This window comes from Pseudomonas extremaustralis, from assembly GCF_900102035.1.
Taxonomy (GTDB): domain Bacteria; phylum Pseudomonadota; class Gammaproteobacteria; order Pseudomonadales; family Pseudomonadaceae; genus Aquipseudomonas; species Aquipseudomonas extremaustralis.
In genome coordinates this window covers 5,743,789-5,759,493 of sequence record NZ_LT629689.1, presented here as the reverse complement: position 1 = coordinate 5,759,493, position 15,705 = coordinate 5,743,789, and the positions used below count along the sequence as shown (strand labels likewise).

The 15,705-nt window shown below is 62.9% G+C and carries 17 protein-coding genes; 5 read left to right on the top strand and 12 right to left on the bottom strand.

Annotated elements, in window-relative coordinates:
* Positions 1-13: 13 nt before the first annotated feature.
* From rlmH to BLR63_RS26540, 4 genes are all read right to left on the bottom strand, one after another.
* Positions 14-481, bottom strand: coding sequence for a 23S rRNA (pseudouridine(1915)-N(3))-methyltransferase RlmH (rlmH, locus tag BLR63_RS26555; protein ID WP_003176297.1), 468 nt, complete (start codon positions 479-481; stop codon positions 14-16).
* Between the two features lie 9 nt (positions 482-490).
* Entirely contained in the window at positions 491-985 is a 495-nt protein-coding gene (gene rsfS / locus BLR63_RS26550) for a ribosome silencing factor (protein ID WP_003176298.1), read from the bottom strand.
* Positions 986-1,054: 69 nt separating this feature from the next.
* Positions 1,055-1,699, bottom strand: coding sequence for a nicotinate-nucleotide adenylyltransferase (nadD, locus tag BLR63_RS26545; protein WP_010562455.1), 645 nt, complete (start codon positions 1,697-1,699; stop codon positions 1,055-1,057).
* On the bottom strand, positions 1,699-2,964 hold the full coding sequence (locus BLR63_RS26540) for a glutamate-5-semialdehyde dehydrogenase (protein WP_010562454.1): 1,266 nt from the start codon (positions 2,962-2,964) through the stop codon (positions 1,699-1,701). Before BLR63_RS26540 ends, nadD begins: the two co-directional genes overlap by 1 nt.
* A 175-nt stretch (positions 2,965-3,139) precedes the next feature.
* On the opposite strand from BLR63_RS26540, the gene BLR63_RS26535 reads away from it, so the two are divergent.
* Both BLR63_RS26535 and BLR63_RS26530 read left to right on the top strand, forming a co-directional pair.
* On the top strand, positions 3,140-3,823 hold the full coding sequence (locus tag BLR63_RS26535) for a DNA-3-methyladenine glycosylase (protein WP_010562453.1): 684 nt from the start codon (positions 3,140-3,142) through the stop codon (positions 3,821-3,823).
* A gap of 143 nt (positions 3,824-3,966) precedes the next feature.
* The gene (locus BLR63_RS26530) at positions 3,967-5,283 is read left to right on the top strand and encodes a bifunctional DedA family/phosphatase PAP2 family protein (protein WP_010562452.1); all 1,317 of its coding nucleotides are present in this window, start codon (positions 3,967-3,969) and stop codon (positions 5,281-5,283) included.
* On the opposite strand, the gene BLR63_RS26525 is transcribed toward BLR63_RS26530, so the two are convergent.
* The 3 genes from BLR63_RS26525 to BLR63_RS26515 are packed head-to-tail and all read right to left on the bottom strand — an operon-like array spanning position 5,280 to position 6,967.
* Entirely contained in the window at positions 5,280-5,870 is a 591-nt protein-coding gene (locus tag BLR63_RS26525) for an LON peptidase substrate-binding domain-containing protein (RefSeq protein ID WP_010562451.1), read from the bottom strand. The two genes, BLR63_RS26530 and BLR63_RS26525, sit on opposite strands and share 4 nt — an antisense overlap.
* 21 nt (positions 5,871-5,891) lie before the next feature.
* Complete coding sequence (locus BLR63_RS26520; RefSeq protein ID WP_010562450.1) at positions 5,892-6,608, bottom strand: LrgB family protein; 717 nt, start codon at positions 6,606-6,608, stop codon at positions 5,892-5,894.
* Positions 6,605-6,967, bottom strand: coding sequence for a CidA/LrgA family protein (locus tag BLR63_RS26515; protein ID WP_010562449.1), 363 nt, complete (start codon positions 6,965-6,967; stop codon positions 6,605-6,607). Before BLR63_RS26515 ends, BLR63_RS26520 begins: the two co-directional genes overlap by 4 nt.
* A gap of 187 nt (positions 6,968-7,154) precedes the next feature.
* On the opposite strand from BLR63_RS26515, the gene BLR63_RS26510 reads away from it, so the two are divergent.
* The 3 genes from BLR63_RS26510 (at position 7,155) to BLR63_RS26500 (ending at position 10,196) form a co-directional block, all read left to right on the top strand.
* Positions 7,155-7,610, top strand: a complete 456-nt coding sequence (locus BLR63_RS26510) for a MaoC family dehydratase (RefSeq protein ID WP_005791783.1) — start codon at positions 7,155-7,157, stop codon at positions 7,608-7,610.
* Between the two features lie 195 nt (positions 7,611-7,805).
* A complete protein-coding gene (locus tag BLR63_RS26505; protein ID WP_010562448.1) occupies positions 7,806-9,524 on the top strand; it encodes a C13 family peptidase in 1,719 nt (572 codons plus the stop codon).
* Between the two features lie 30 nt (positions 9,525-9,554).
* Positions 9,555-10,196 (top strand): oxidoreductase, encoded by a 642-nt coding sequence (locus BLR63_RS26500; protein ID WP_010562447.1) that lies wholly within the window; start codon positions 9,555-9,557, stop codon positions 10,194-10,196.
* Between the two features lie 102 nt (positions 10,197-10,298).
* Here the strand turns inward: BLR63_RS26500 and BLR63_RS26495 are convergent, their stop codons facing one another.
* The 5 genes from BLR63_RS26495 to BLR63_RS26470 form a co-directional block, all read right to left on the bottom strand.
* Positions 10,299-10,583 (bottom strand): YceK/YidQ family lipoprotein, encoded by a 285-nt coding sequence (locus BLR63_RS26495; RefSeq protein ID WP_010562446.1) that lies wholly within the window; start codon positions 10,581-10,583, stop codon positions 10,299-10,301.
* Positions 10,576-11,205 (bottom strand): flavin prenyltransferase UbiX, encoded by a 630-nt coding sequence (gene ubiX, locus BLR63_RS26490; protein ID WP_010562445.1) that lies wholly within the window; start codon positions 11,203-11,205, stop codon positions 10,576-10,578. The genes BLR63_RS26495 and ubiX overlap by 8 nt, the downstream gene beginning before the upstream one ends.
* Positions 11,202-12,551, bottom strand: a complete 1,350-nt coding sequence (gene mpl, locus BLR63_RS26485; RefSeq protein ID WP_010562444.1) for a UDP-N-acetylmuramate:L-alanyl-gamma-D-glutamyl-meso-diaminopimelate ligase — start codon at positions 12,549-12,551, stop codon at positions 11,202-11,204. The genes ubiX and mpl overlap by 4 nt, the downstream gene beginning before the upstream one ends.
* 97 nt (positions 12,552-12,648) lie before the next feature.
* On the bottom strand, positions 12,649-13,575 hold the full coding sequence (locus BLR63_RS26480) for a hypothetical protein (protein WP_231998120.1): 927 nt from the start codon (positions 13,573-13,575) through the stop codon (positions 12,649-12,651).
* A gap of 200 nt (positions 13,576-13,775) precedes the next feature.
* Positions 13,776-15,686, bottom strand: a complete 1,911-nt coding sequence (locus BLR63_RS26470) for a sigma-54-dependent Fis family transcriptional regulator (protein ID WP_010562441.1) — start codon at positions 15,684-15,686, stop codon at positions 13,776-13,778.
* Positions 15,687-15,705: the final 19 nt, after the last annotated feature.

The window sequence follows — 15,705 nt, the reverse complement described above, 5'->3', positions numbered from 1 at the left end:
GGAGGGGCGCAGACTATTTGTGGTAAGGGTGCCCGGACAGAACTGTCCAGGCGCGATACAGCTGTTCACCGATCAGAATCCTTACCAACGGGTGCGGCAACGTCAGCGCCGACAGCGACCAGCGTTGGTCCGCCCGTGCGCAGACTTCCGGCGCCAGCCCCTCGGGGCCGCCGACCATGAAGTTGACCGTCCGCGAGTCCAGGCGCCAGCGATCCAGTTCCACCGCCAGTTGCTCGGTGCTCCAGGGTTTGCCGTGCACTTCAAGGGTGACGATGCGCTCGTTGGGGCCGACCTTGGCCAGCATGGCTTCGCCTTCCTGACGGATAAAGCGCGCCACATCGGCATTCTTGCCCCGGGTGTTGAGCGGTATTTCCACCAGTTCCAGCGACAGCTCAGCGGGCAGGCGCTTGGCATATTCATGCCAGCCTTCTTCCACCCACTTGGGCATGCGTGAACCGACAGCAATCAGACGCAGGCGCACAGCCGTTCCTTATTCCTGGTCTTTGTTGAGCTTGTCGAAGTGCGCGTGGCCCACTTCCGGGCTGTGGTGCTTGCCATCGGCGGCACGGCTCTGCTCGGCGCCTTTCCACAGGCGTTCCAGGTCGTAGAACTGGCGGGCGTTGGACGTCATCATGTGAACGATCACGTCGTCCATGTCCAGCAGCACCCAGTCGCTGTCGCCCTTGCCTTCTTCACCCAGCGGCTTCACGCCTTGGGCTTTGACGGCTTCGCGAACCTTGTCCAGCATCGCGCCGATCTGGCGGTTGGAGGTACCGGTGGCGATGATCATGAAGTCGGTGATGCTCTGCTTGTCGCGCACGTCCAGGACCTGGATGTCCTGGGCCTTCACGTCTTCCAGGGCGGCAACGGCCACTTTCACCAGCTCTTCGCCAGCCAGTTCCGGGCCGACATGGGCTTCGACCGGCAGTGGCGCGCTTTTGAACGTGCCTTTGCGTTTAACTTTGCTTACGTCTTTGTTCGTCATAAAAAACTCGTTTTGCTCATATGTTCGGGCGCCCGCTGCACGACGGTTCGTGCGTTCAAGCGCGCCTTTTCAGTTCGACGCACGGTAAAGCCCGTGCGCATCGATGTAGGCCAGGACCGCGTCAGGCACCAGGAAACGTACCGACTTCCCGCTGGCCAGCAGTTGACGGATCTGGGTGGCGGACACCGCAAGCGGGGTCTGCCAGACGAATGCAATATTCCCGCTCGGTCCGGTCAGGGCCAAGGGGTCACTTACCGACCGCGCGGCCAGCAGGTTGCGCAGGGCATCCGGCGGTTCGCTGTCGGCATCCGGGCGTTGCAAAACCAGGATGTGGCAATGCTGGAGGAGTTCCTCCCAGCGATGCCAAGAGGGCAGGCCGCAAAATGCGTCCCAGCCCAAAAGCAGAAACAACTGGTCATCGGCGGCCAACTCGGCGCGCATCAGTTCCAGGGTGTCAACAGTGTAGGACGGTTTATCGCGCTTGAGCTCGCGGTCATCCACCACCAGCGGCGCTACACCGGCGACAGCCACGCGCACCATTTCCAGACGTTGCTGCGCGGACACCTGCGGCATGTCGCGATGGGGTGGCCGGGCATTGGGTGTCAGGCGCAACTCATCCAGCGCGAGGGCATCCGCGACTTCCAGGGCGCTGCGCAAATGGCCGATGTGTACGGGGTCGAAGGTACCGCCGAGCAGCCCGATGCGTTTAGCCATCAAGTGCGCACATGACCATCGCCGAATACCACGTACTTCTCGCTGGTCAAGCCTTCCAGGCCAACCGGGCCACGTGCATGGAGCTTGTCGGTGGAGATACCGATCTCCGCCCCCAGGCCATACTCGAAGCCGTCGGCAAAACGCGTCGAGGCGTTGACCATCACCGAAGCGGAATCCACTTCGTTGAGGAAACGCCGGGCATCGCTGAAATGCTCGGTAACAATGGCATCGGTGTGCTTGGAGCCGTACTTGTTGATGTGTTCGATGGCCTGGTCCAGGTCGTCGACGATGCGGATCGACAGGATCGGCGCCGTGTACTCGGTGTACCAGTCTTGTTCGGTTGCCTCGATCACGTCCGCGCCGAGCAGTGCACGGGTGCGCTCGCAACCACGCAGCTCCACGCCCTTGTCGCGGTAGATGGCAGCCAGCGGCGGCAGCACGCGATCGGCAATGCCGACGTGCACCAGCAGGGTTTCCATGGTGTTGCACGGGGCGTAACGGTGGGTCTTGGCGTTGTCGGCGATGCGGATCGCCTTGTCGATATCGGCGGCGATGTCGATGTAGACGTGGCACACGCCGTCCAGGTGCTTGATCACCGGCACCTTGGCATCACGGCTGACCCGTTCGATCAGGCTCTTGCCACCGCGCGGCACGATCACGTCGACGAATTCGGGCATGGTAATCAGCGCGCCAACGGCGGCGCGGTCGGTGGTTTCCACCACTTGCACCACTTCGGCGGGCAGTTCGGCCACGGCCAGGCCCTGCTGGATGCAGGCGGCAATGGCACGGTTGGAATGGATCGCCTCGGAACCGCCACGCAGGATGGTGGCGTTGCCGGACTTGAGGCACAGGCTCGCGGCGTCGATGGTCACGTTCGGACGCGACTCATAGATGATGCCGATCACGCCCAGGGGCACGCGCATCTTGCCGACCTGAATGCCGGACGGCAGGTAACGCATGTCGCGGATTTCACCGATGGGGTCGGGCAGCTTGGCCACCTGACGCAGGCCTTCGATCATGTCGTCGATACGTGCCTGGGTCAGCGCCAGGCGGTCCAGCAAGGCCGGCTCCAGGCCATTGGCGCGGCCGTTGGCCAGGTCCAGTTCGTTGGCGGCGGTCAACTCGGAGCGCGAGGCATCCAGAGCATCGGCGGCAGCCAGCAGGGCACGGTTCTTCTGCGCGGTGCTCGCACGGGCGATCAACCGCGAGGCCTGACGGGCAGCGCGACCCAGGCGGGTCATGTAGTCAAGAACGGACTCAGTCATGGTCAGGGAGTCTTGGTAAAGAGGAAAGCGGCAGATTATAGCTGTGACGCTGTCCTACGGACAGCGGTGAGGGGCGGATGGTCGAAATGAACTGTAAAAACCCCGCCTTCAGCCGTAATTAAGGTGGGAGTTGTTATGATTCCGTCACATTTAGCCGTATTTACCCCTGACCACCATGCCCAGCCCTTCGCTGCAACGCCCCGCCAGCGCCCTGCCCGACTGCTTCTTCGACCGCGATGCGCAATTACTCGCACGGGAATTGCTCGGAAAAGTCATACGCCATCGTGTCGGCGAAATCTGGCTTTCAGCGCGAATCATTGAAACCGAAGCCTATTACCTGGCCGAAAAAGGCAGTCACGCGTCACTCGGCTACACAGAAAAGCGTAAGGCTTTGTTTCTGGATGGCGGTCATATCTATATGTACTACGCCCGTGGCGGCGATTCGCTGAACTTCAGCGCCCACGGCCCGGGCAATGCGGTGCTGATCAAATCGGCCTATCCGTGGCTCGATGAAACCTCGGGCCCGGCCAGCCTGGCGCAGATGCTGCTGAACAATCCGCATGCCGACGGCCGGCCGCGCCCCTCGCAAAAGCTCTGCGCCGGCCAGACCTTGCTGTGCAAGGCATTGGGCCTGAAGGTGCCGATGTGGGATGCCAAGCGCTTCGACCCGGCGCGGCTGTATGTCGAGGATGTCGGCCAGACCCCGACGCAGATTATCCAGACCACGCGCCTGGGCATTCCCGGCGGCCGTGATGAGCACCTGATGTACCGCTTCGTCGACGCCGGCTACGCGCCCTATTGCACGCGGAACCCGCTGCGCCGGGGCCAGGTCGAAGGCCGCGATTACTTTCTGATTTGAGCCCCCCCACAGAAGCGAGCGTGCTCGCGAAGGGCGTAAACGATGACGCTGGGGGGGCCTGGATAAACGCGGCGAGTTTGAGTTTCTCGCGAGCACGCTCGCTCCTACAGTGGGAGGGGGTATTTATAGATGGAGTTGATTGTATGGGCCAATGGCTCGATAGCATGACCGGCTGGCTGACCCTGAACCCACAATGGCTGGCAGTCGCGGTGTTTCTTGTCGCGTGCGTGGAGTGCCTGGCCATTGCCGGGCTGATCGTACCGGGCACGGTCTTGCTGTTCGCCATCGCGGCGCTGGCTGGCAGCGGTGCACTGTCCTTGAGCGAAACCCTGCTGCTGGGTTTCCTCGGCGGGTTATTGGGCGATGGGGTTTCCTACTACCTGGGCCGACATTTCCACCAGAACATCCGACGCCTGCCCGGCTTGCGCCATCACCCTGAATGGATGAACGGCGCGGAGACCTACTTCCACAAGTACGGCATCGCCAGCCTGCTGGTCGGACGTTTCATCGGCCCGCTACGCCCCATGCTGCCGATGGTGGCGGGCATGTGCGACATGCCATTCCCACGCTTCGCGGCGGTCAGCATTGTCGCGGCGGCGGGCTGGACGGTGGCGTATCTGCTGCCGGGCTGGGCGACCGGTGCCGCGTTCCGTCTGCCGTTGCCGGCAGGTTTCTGGCCGGAAGCCGGCGTTGTCGCGGCCTGCCTCGCGGTGCTGCTGGGCCTGAGCTTGAACAGCAGCCTGCGCGGCCATCGTCGCGCCACCTTGTGGATCGGTTGCGCCAGCCTGACCTCGCTGATCGCAGTGTTTATCGGCTACCCCCACTTGAACGACTTCGATCAGGGCCTCAGCGCCCTGGTGCAGGAACACCGCAGCGCGTGGCTGGATGAGGTGATGGTGCGGGTGACCCAACTGGGTGAATTCAAGAAGATGCTCGTCGCAAGCGCCGTGTTTACCGTGCTGCTCTTGCTGGCGCGCCAATGGCGGCACGCCGTGTTCGTCGCCGCCACCCTGGCCGGTGCGGCACTCATCAACACCGGGACCAAACTGTTTTTCGCCCGTGGTCGCCCGGAAATCCTCAGCGAGCCGCTGACCAGTTTCAGCATGCCCAGCGGCCACGCTTCCGGGGCGTTCGCGTTTTTCCTGGCGCTGGCGGTGCTGGCCGGGCGCGGACAGCCCACGCGGTTGCGCCTGACCTGGATGCTGCTGGGCTGTATTCCCGCGGCCTTCATTGCCCTGTCACGGGTCTATCTTGGCGCCCACTGGCCCACCGACATCCTGGCCGGCACGCTGCTGGCGATGACCGTGTGTGCATTCAGTCTGACGGCCTGCCAGTACCGCAGCCCGCTGCCGGCCATGCCGCAAAAGACCTGGTGGCTGCTGTTACCGGTGTTGGTCGCGGTACTCAGCTTTATTGCGCTGAGCGGTACATCCCATGCATTGCTGCGCTACGCCTATTAGGTAAACAACTCGCCCTGCAGCTCATCGAGCAACATCTGGATCGCATCCAGGCGTTGCTGCGGGTCGTCGAGTTGCAGCAGGTCGATCTTGTCGGCCTCGTCGAACGGCAGCAGATACGCCAATTGATTGCCCAAGGCCTGCTGGCCGTCGGCGTGGGTGTCCATGTCCAACGAGGCGACCATGGGGTGTTCGGCCAGCGCCTCGAGCAAGGCCAGCAAATCGGCGTCTTCTTCTTCCAGCGCCTGGTCCGGCAACTCTTCCAGCCATTGCACGTCGGCCACCAGCAATTGGTCCTTCTGCACTCCGGCGTCACGTACACGGAAGCGACGCCCGCCTTCGACGCGAATCCCCAGCAGGCCGTTATCCTGCTGCTTGAAGTCGCGAATCAGCGCCTCGCAGCCGATCAGCGCGTAGCCATCCGGGGCCACGCCCACTTCCTTGCCTTCGAGGATGCACACCACGCCGAAGCTTTCGCCCTTTTTCATGCAGCGGCTGATCATGTCCAGGTAGCGCGCCTCGAACAGTTGCAGATCGAGGGTACAGCCAGGGAACAGCACGGTATTGAGCGGGAACAGCGCCAGACTCATAAAGCTTTCCTTAAACCCGATTCAAACGATCACCGACACGGCCAACGGCAGAAACACTGCCGTGGCCACACCCATCAGACTCATGGCCAGCGCGGCGAAGGCACCGCACTCTTCGCTTTCCTGCAGGGCCACCGAGGTGCCGACCGCATGCGCCGTCATGCCCAGCGCCATACCCCGCGCCTCGGGGCTGTGCACGCCCAGGCGCGACAGGTATGCCGGGCCGATCATCGCGCCGATCACCCCGGTGATCAGCACAAACACCGCCGCCAACGCCGCCACGCCGCCGATCTGCTCGGCCACCAGCATGGCGATGGGCGAGGTCACCGATTTGGGCGCCATGGTCATCAACATCATGTGCTCGGCGCCAAACCACCAGCCCAGCAGTACACACAGGCCGGTGGCAAACACCCCCCCAATCACCAGCGTAGTAAAAATCGGCCAGAACAATTGGCGGATCCGCCGCAGATTCAGATAAAGCGGCACCGCCAGGGCCACGGTCGCCGGGCCCAGCAGGATGCTCATGATCTCGGTGCTCTTGCGGTACTCGGCGTAACTCAGGCCGCAGGTGAGCAACACACCGATCACCAGCAGCATGGACACCAGCACCGGCTGCAGGAAAATCCAGCGGGTTTTCTCGAACCCCGCGAGCACCAGTTGATAAGCGCCCAGGGTGATACCGATGCCGAATAAAGGGTGGTGGATCACCGCCGTCCACGCGCCTTGCCAGTCGACCGTCATTGCTCGTCCTCCCGCTGTGCCTGGCGCTTGACCAGTTTTTGCATCATCACGCCGACAACCCCCATGGCGATCACCAGCGACAACACCAGCGCGCCGACGATGGCCCAGAAGTCGGCGGCAATGTCCTTGGCATACACCATCACCCCCACCGCCGGCGGCACCAGCAGCAACGGCAGGTAACGCAGCAGGCTGCTGGCGGCCAGACTCAGGGGCTCGCCGACTTCGCCGCGCCACACCAGGTAGCCCAGCATCAGCAGCAGGCCGATGATCGGTCCCGGCAGCACCGGTAACAGCAAATGGTTGATCGCCGTGCCGATCAGTTGAAACAGCACCAGCCATGTCAGGCCACGTAACAGCATCCTTCCTCTCCCCCTCGAAACCCGCCCGCATTATAAGCATGCCCGCCCTATGCTCTGGCATTCGCCGTAAGCATGTTGGGTTGACCGAGCCGAATGGCCATGATGATCTACATTGGTTCTCTGTAACCCATAACAACATTCCATCCCCCGTGGATGGGGACACACCGATGAACCAAGGAGAGACGCAATGCCCTATGTACCCGTAGCGCAGCTCAAAGATTATGTCGGCAAGGAACTGGGACGTTCCGAATGGCTCACCATCGACCAGGCACGCATCAACCTGTTCGCCGAAGCCACCGGCGATCATCAGTTCATCCACGTCGACCCGGTCAAGGCCGCGCAAACGCCGTTCGGCAGCACCATCGCCCACGGTTTCCTGTCGCTGTCGCTGATGCCCAAGCTGATGGAAGACATCCTGATCATGCCCGAAGGCCTGAAGATGGCGGTCAACTATGGCCTGGACAGCGTGCGCTTTATCCAGCCGGTGAAGGTCGACTCCAAGGTCCGCCTGAACGTGACCCTCACCGACGTCACCGAGAAAAAACCCGGCCAATGGCTGTTCAAGGCCACCGCCACCCTGGAAATCGAAGGCCAGGAAAAACCCGCTTACATCGCCGAGTCGCTGTCACTCTGCTTCGTATAACCGCGCCCCCCCTCTGTAGGAGCTGGCTTGCCAGCGAAAAGCCCCCCAGACGCCGCGTTCCCCCTGAACGCCCGCGTCATTGCTGACCCTCCTCGCCAGCAAACCGGCTCCTACAGGTCATCTATTCCCTGACAGACCACTAGGTATGGCTCCCTCGCTGCGGCATACTCGGCGCTCAATTATCCGGATCCCGCTATGCGCCCACTCGCTCCCCTTGCCCTTGCCCTATTGCTCACCGCTTGCGGAGACGGCGAATCGCTGCTGCCGCCCGATGCGCGCCTGCCCGATGGCGGTCGCTACCGTGGCGATGTGGTCAATGGCTTGCTGCAAGGCCAGGGCCGCGTGGACTACCCCAACGGCAGCTGGTACGCCGGGCAGTTCGACAAAGGCCAATGGCACGGCACGGGCGAATGGCATGGCAGCAATGGCGAAGTCTATAAAGGCCAGTTCAAGCAGGGGCTGTTCGACGGCCAGGGCAGCTTGACCACGGCCGGCAGCCAGTATGTCGGCGGTTTCAAGAACGGTCGACGCAACGGCGAAGGCACCCTCAAAGAGGGGCAGATGACCTATCGCGGCGAATTCATGGACGACCAGTACTCCGGCCTGGGTCGCCTGGAGCTGGCCGACGGCAGCCAGTACCAGGGCCAGTTCGCCCATGGCAAGCCCAATGGCGAAGGCCAGCGCAACGATGACAGCGGCAACCAGTTCAGCGGCCACTTCGTCGATGGACAGCTGGAAGGCAACGGCACGTTCAACAGCGCCGATGGCGACATCTATGTCGGCCAGTTCAAGCAAAACCAGCTCAACGGCAAGGGTCGCTATGAAAATGCCGACGGCGACGTGTGGATCGGCCAGTTCAAGGAAGGCGCCCTGAGCGGCAAGGGCGAATTGATCGGCGTGGATGGCAGCCACTACGTCGGCCAGTTCAGCGATTGGCGCTTCAGCGGCGAAGGTCGCCTGAACCTCACCGATGGCAGTTTCTATATTGGCGGCTTCGACAGCGACAACTACCAGGGCCGTGGCACGCTGGTGCTCACCGATGGCACCGTGCAGGCCGGCACCTGGGTCAACGGCATGCGCGTGCGGGACGCCGACGGCAAGCTGCTCCCCGATCCGCTGGAGACCGGCGTACTGGCCCAGGGCCGCCTGCTGGATGCCGCACTTGCCGCCGTGCCCGCCTCCACCCCCGCCGTCGAGCTGTATACCCTCGCACTGGCCGGCGACGGTCAGCAAAGCGTGTTCCTGCGCGAAGCCGATTACGTCAGCAACCTGCTCGCCACCCGCTTCGGTGCCCGTGGACAGATTCGCCTGGTCAACCACCGCGACCATATCGCCGACCGCCCCCTGGCCACCCGCGAAAGCCTGCGCCGCGCGGTGCAAACCCTGGCCGAACGCAGCGGGCCGGAAGACCTGGTGTTCATCTATCTGACCAGCCACGGCACCCACGAACACGAACTGGTGCTGGACCAGCCGCGCATGGAGCTGGCCGACCTGCCCGCCGACGAACTGGCGGCCGTGCTCACGCCGCTGAAGAATCGCGACAAGATCATCGTGATTTCCGCCTGTTACTCCGGCGGGTTCATCCCGGCGCTGAAAGACGAACGCACCCTGATCATGACCGCCTCGCGCGCCGACCGCGTGTCCTTCGGTTGCTCCGAGGAAGCCGACTTCACCTACTTCGGCGACGCCCTCTTCGCCCAAGCCTTCAACCAGACCGATGACCTGCAGCAAGCCTTCAAACTGGCGCAACTGCATGTGGCCGAACGCGAACAGGCGGATAACTTCGAGCCTTCCGAACCGCAGATCTGGGCCCCCAAGGGCGTGATCGCCCACTGGCAACTATTACGCAAGCAGCAGGCACGAAAGGCGCTCGAAAGCGTCTCAATGAATAGCAAGGAAGCCAAAGACAACTAAGCTGTAACGCGTAACGAGGGGGGAAACACCATGTATCTGACACCTCAACATATCTTGCTGGCCGGTGCCTCTGGCCTGACCGGCGAGCATTTGCTCGACCGCCTGCTCAACGAACCCACCGTAACCCGCGTGCTGGCACCCAGCCGTAAACCGCTGGCGGCACACCCGCGCCTGGAAAGCCCGGTGGGCGACCCGGCGGTACTTCTGCCGCAACTGAGCGGCCCGGTGGATATAGCCTTCTGCTGCCTGGGCACCACCATCAAGCAGGCGGGCTCCGAAGAAGCCTTCCGCGCCATCGACCTGGACATGGTGGTGGCCTTCGCCAAACGTGCGCGGGAAATGGGCGCGCGGCATCTGATCGTGATCAGCGCGATTGGCGCCGACCCGAAATCCTCGGTCTTCTATAACCGGGTCAAGGGGGAGATGGAACAGGCGCTGAAGGCGCAAGGCTGGCCGCAACTGACCATCGTGCGACCGTCGCTGCTGCTGGGGGAACGCCTGGAACCGCGCTTGGCCGAACAATTGGCCGGACCGTTGTCACGCCTGATTCCGGGCAAGTACCACGGCATCGAAGTCTGCGAACTGGCTCGCGCCATGTGGCGGCTGGCGCTGGAACAACAGGACGGCGTGCGGGTGGTGGAGTCGGACGAGCTGCGCAAACTCGGCAAATGATCGTCCCACCCTGTAGGAGCTCGCTCGCGAAGAACCCGAGAACGCCGCGTTCATTCAGAATGCCCGCGTTATCGTTGACGATCTTCGCGAGCAAGCTCGCGCCTACAGGCCGCCCGTTGCGTTAAAGCCGACGCCCAGCACCGTCAGCACCGACAACGGCAGCAGCAAGGTATCGAGCACTGCGCTGGCCGGCAGGTCGACGCCGGGGTAGCTCGGTGCCTCGGCGCCAAACCGGTCCATGGCGCAACAGCCGCCGTTCATGGCGTACAAGTCCAGCCGCGTACCGGCATACACCACGGGCGCGCCGGGCTTGGCGGCATCCAGGGTGCGTGCGGTGGCGCAGCCGGCCAGTTGCAGCGCGAGTACCACCAGCAGGACCTTATTCATCGCTGCTCAAATGGTGCTCGCCCCAGCGCGGCAACATGTCCTGAGGGATATTCAGCAGGTTGAGAATCCGCGCCACCACAAAGTCCACCAGGTCATCGATGGTCTGCGGCTGGTGATAGAAGCCGGGCGACGCCGGCAGGATGGTCACGCCCATGTTCGACAACTTGAGCATGTGCTCCAGGTGAATGCTCGAATACGGCGCTTCCCGGGGCACCAGGATCAATTGGCGACGCTCTTTGAGGGTGACGTCCGCCGCGCGCTCGATCAGGTTGTTGCAGGCCCCGGTGGCAATCGCCGACAACGTGCCGGTGGAACACGGCACCACCACCATCGCCGCTGGCGCGCCGGAGCCGGAGGCCACCGGCGACATCCAGTCTTCCTTGCCGTAGACCTTGATCTGCCCCGCCGCCGCACCGGTGTACTCGGTGAGGAACGCCTGCATCGACTGCACCTTGGCGGGCAGCGCGACATCGGTCTCGGTGGCCAGCACCAGTTGCGCGGCCTTGGAGATCAAGAAGTGCACCTCGCGGTCCTCGCGCACCAGGCAATCGAGCAGGCGCAGGCCATAAGGCGCGCCGGATGCACCGGTCATCGCCAGGGTGATGCGTTCCGGGCCACTCACTTCAACGCCTCGGCCAGCTTGCCATGCAGGCCGCCGAAGCCGCCGTTACTCATGACCACCACGTGGGTGCCAGGCTTGGCCTGTTGTTTGACGAACTCAATGATGCCCTCGATGGAATCACGCACGGTCGAGGGCACCGAGCACCGCGCGGCAACCGCCGGCAGGTCCCAACCGAGGTTGGCGGGGGCGTACCACACCACTTGATCGGCATCGTTGACGCTTTCCGGCAGGCCGTCGCGGTGGGCGCCGAGTTTCATGGAGTTGGAGCGCGGTTCGATAATCGCAATGATCGGTGCATCGCAGACCCGCTTGCGCAAGCCATCAAGGGTGGTGGCAATCGCCGTTGGGTGGTGGGCAAAGTCGTCGTAGATGGTAATCCCATTCACGTCAGCGACTTTTTCCATGCGGCGCTTCACACTTTTGAACGCGCTCAACGCCGCAATGCCCATCGACGGCACCACGCCGACATGCCGCGCGGCCGCCAGGGTCACCAGGGCGTTGGCGACGTTGTGCTGGCCGGTCATGTCCCATTCGACGATGCCCTGAGCCTCGCCTTCGAACAGCACCTCAAAACGCGAACCGTCTTCACTGAGCAGCTTGACCTGCCACTGCCCGCCCGCGCCGGTGGTTTGCACCGGGGTCCAGCAGCCCATCTCGATCACGCGCTGCAAGGCCGGCTCGGTGGTCGGGTGGATCACCAGGCCCTCGCTTGGAATGGTGCGCACCAAATGGTGGAATTGCCGTTCGATGGCCGCCAGGTCCGGGAAGATATCCGCGTGATCGAACTCAAGGTTATTGAGGATCGCCGTGCGCGGACGGTAGTGGACGAACTTGGAGCGCTTATCGAAAAAGGCGCTGTCGTATTCGTCGGCTTCGATCACGAAGAACGGCGTCTCGCCCAGGCGCGCCGACACCGAGAAATTCTGCGGCACGCCGCCGATCAGGAAACCCGGACTCATGCCGGCGTGTTCCAGCACCCAGGCCAGCATGCTGCTGGTGGTGGTCTTGCCGTGGGTACCCGCGACGGCCAGTACCCAGCGACCTTGCAGCACATGGTCGGCCAGCCATTGCGGGCCGGACACGTAAGGCAAACCTTTATTGAGTACGTACTCGACCGCCGGATTGCCACGGGACATGGCATTGCCGATCACCACCAGGTCCGGGACCGGGTCGAATTGGGAAGGGTCGTAACCCTGGGTCAACTCAATGCCCTGGGCTTGCAGCTGGGTGCTCATGGGGGGGTAAACATTGGCATCGGAACCGGTGACGTGATGGCCCAGCTCTTTGGCCAGAACCGCCATCGAGCCCATGAACGTGCCGCAGATACCAAGAATATGAATGTGCATAGTCGACCTCGTAAAACATCGAGGCAGGTTAGCGCAGGGCGTGGGAAATCGCACTCTTTAGCTGTCAGGCGGCGGCTCCGAAGAGCCGCGCAGAGACTTAGACCGTGGCGGTCCCGGCGGTTGTTTCGACGGGCAACTCGGCCTCCTTTATCACGATCAGTTTGCCGATGAACCTGTTCACCGCTTCAAAGCGCTTGTCCAGGCGCTCCAGCCGACGGGGGGCCGTGTCGGCGGCGGTACCGGCCGGGTCGCGATAGGCGCGAAAGACCATGTCGTGCTCGTCACCGATCACCTTGAGTTGTCGCTCAGCCACGTCGTACAACGCCTCAAGCATGGTCAGACGTTCACCCGTGGAGGCCGGCGAACGCTCACTCAACGTAAGCGCGGGAGCATCCGTTCCCTGGCGTATCGCCATGATGTTATTGGCCACCACTTCGATGCGCAGCTCGGCCAGCTTGATCCGCGTTTCCACATCGTTCCCCTGCCCCGCGACAGTGCCGACTGGCATCGTGCCCTGGAAGGAGATGGTCCCCGCTTGCGCGCTGGGCGCCGGCTGGTGAATAGAGGGGAGCAATGGCGTCTGCGCCGCGTACTGCCCTTTGATGGCCTCTCCGGTCCAGGTGGAGCCGGCGTAAGTTGCGATGCTCATCGGCGCACTGACAAGCCCATTGATACCCGCATTCACAAACGCATCGCGGGCGACGGTGCCCAATTGGGGCGCGGTGGAGAACACGCCGGCCTTGTGCAAGCGGTCGGCAACGATCAGGTTTTGTGTCACTTGGGCCAACGTCTTGGGTGCGATATGGCTCTGGGATGCCAACACACTTTCACCCGATTGGCCGGTGATTCGGGTCGAGATGTCCCTGAAACTGTCGCGCACAGACCTCGGCGCGGGCTTGGGGCTGGCGGGTACGGCAGGCGGCCGCAGCGAGGGTGCCGAAGACGACGCCACGCTGGGCGCACGCGAAGGCGCGATGGACGGACGCCTGAACACCGTCGACGGAAACAGACCGGGAATACGCATAATCTTCACCTTGATGATGGATGGAACAGGGGGTTCTTAAAGCCAATCACTCAGCGCCAAGTTGCAACCTGGGCTTACTGTCTGCGTCTTTAAAAACCTTTATCCAGTTCCACAAAATCAACGGCGCACGAGAATCCCGAGCCTTCGTACAACGGGCTTGTTAGACGGCTGACAAGCCCCAGTCAATACGCGACGGGCCATTAACATGAAGTTTGCAATTGACGGGCAATTCCATATTTACGCAACTTTCTATAAAGCGTATTTCGACTGACGCCCAACACCACGGCGGTCTGGCTCATATGCCAGTGTTGTTGCGCCAGTGCCGTCAGCAATGCCGCACGTTCGGCGGCGTCCAGTGACGAATCGGTCGATGGTGTGACGCTTGCCGCCGCAGGCTGGCCAATGGTCGGTGGCAGATCGTCAAACCGCACAACGCCCTGGGAGCACAAAGCGACCAATGTGCGCAGCACCATGCGCAGTTGCCGCACATTGCCGGGCCAGGCGAACGCCAGCAATGCCTGGCGAACCGCCGGCTCAAGGGCGACCGGCTGATCGCCGGCCTCCTGGGCCAGCAGGAAATCCAGCAATTGCGCCTTGTCGGTGCGCTCACGCAAGGCCGGCAGGCGAATGTCCAGGCCGTTGAGCCGGTAATACAAATCTTCGCGAAAACTGCCGTCCTGCACACGGTCGAGCAAATTCCGGTGCGTCGCGCTGATGATTCTGACGTCGATGGCCTGGGGCTCACCGCCGATGGGCACCACCATGCGGTCTTCCAGCACCCTTAATAAGCGGGTTTGTAGCGCCAGCGGCATATCGCCGATTTCATCCAGGAACAAGGTGCCGCCATCGGCCTGCTGCAACTTGCCTTGCATGCCCTCCTTGCGTGCGCCGGTAAAGGTGCCGCCGCGATAGCCGAACAGTTCGCTTTCGATCAAGCTTTCCGGGATGGCGGCACAGTTGAGGGCGACAAAGGCTTTGTTCGCGCGCTGGCTGGCCTGATGCACGGCCTTGGCGAAGGCTTCTTTGCCAGAGCCGGTTTCGCCATTGATCAACAGGGGGACGTCGCGCTCGAATACCCGCAGCGCCTTGCGAAAATCATTTTGCAGCGCCGGGTCGCCCAGGCAAATGCCGGGCAGCGGCACCGCTGCTGGCTTGGCCACGGGCGCCGGCGCACTGCGCGCCTGGCCGCGCAACGCCGCGAACAACTGCCGCCCGTCACGGGTGCACAACGGCCAACTGGCCGTGGCATTGGCACTGGCGCGTCCGAGCAATTGGTCCAGTGAACAGTCGAAAAACGCCTCGACCGGCTGCCCCAGCAAGCCACCGCGCATCTGCCCCAGCAGGTTCAGCGCGCTTTGGTTCACTGCGCAAATGCGCCCCTCGCCATCGAATGCCAGCAAGCCTTCGCTGAACAGCCCCACCGATTCGGCCTGCAAATGAAAGCGCAGCAACCAGTGGTTTTCAAAGTGACGCAGGAAGTAACAGCTCTCGATCATCTTCGCCGACAGATTCACCAGCGCCATGGTATGGAACTGGGCCTGGCGCGACACCGCTTCCCGGGCCGATGACACGTCGAGCACCGCCAGCAGTTGGCCATGGGGGTCGAACACCGGGCTCGCCGAACACGTCAGCCCCGTATGCCGCCCGCGAAAATGCTCGTCGCGATGAATGGTCAGGGATTGGCGCTCCACCAGACAGGTGCCGATGCCGTTGGTGCCTTCGCACGCCTCGCTCCAGTCGGCGCCCAGCCACAGCCCGGCGCGCTCGAAAATCCTGCGCTCGGACGGCGCGGTGACACAGTTGAGGATCACCCCGCGCGCATCGGTCAGCAGCACGGCATGGCCGGCGCCCGAGAGCTGCTGATGCAAGCTGTTCATCTCACTGCCGGCGATCTGTAACACCTGGTGCAGACGCTCACGGCTCTCCAGCAGGCGGCCGTGTTCGAGCACGGTCGGCGCGATGCTCAGGGCGGGGTCGAGGTGGTAGTCCTGCAGGCAGCGCAGCCAGGAGCGGGCGATGGACGGGTCGCTGGCCGGGCCGTGGGACAGATCCTGGCCGCGCGCGACGGTCAATACCTGCTGGGCATGGCGGCTGAAATGATCGTTGTGCATGTTCTTATTATTCTCCCTG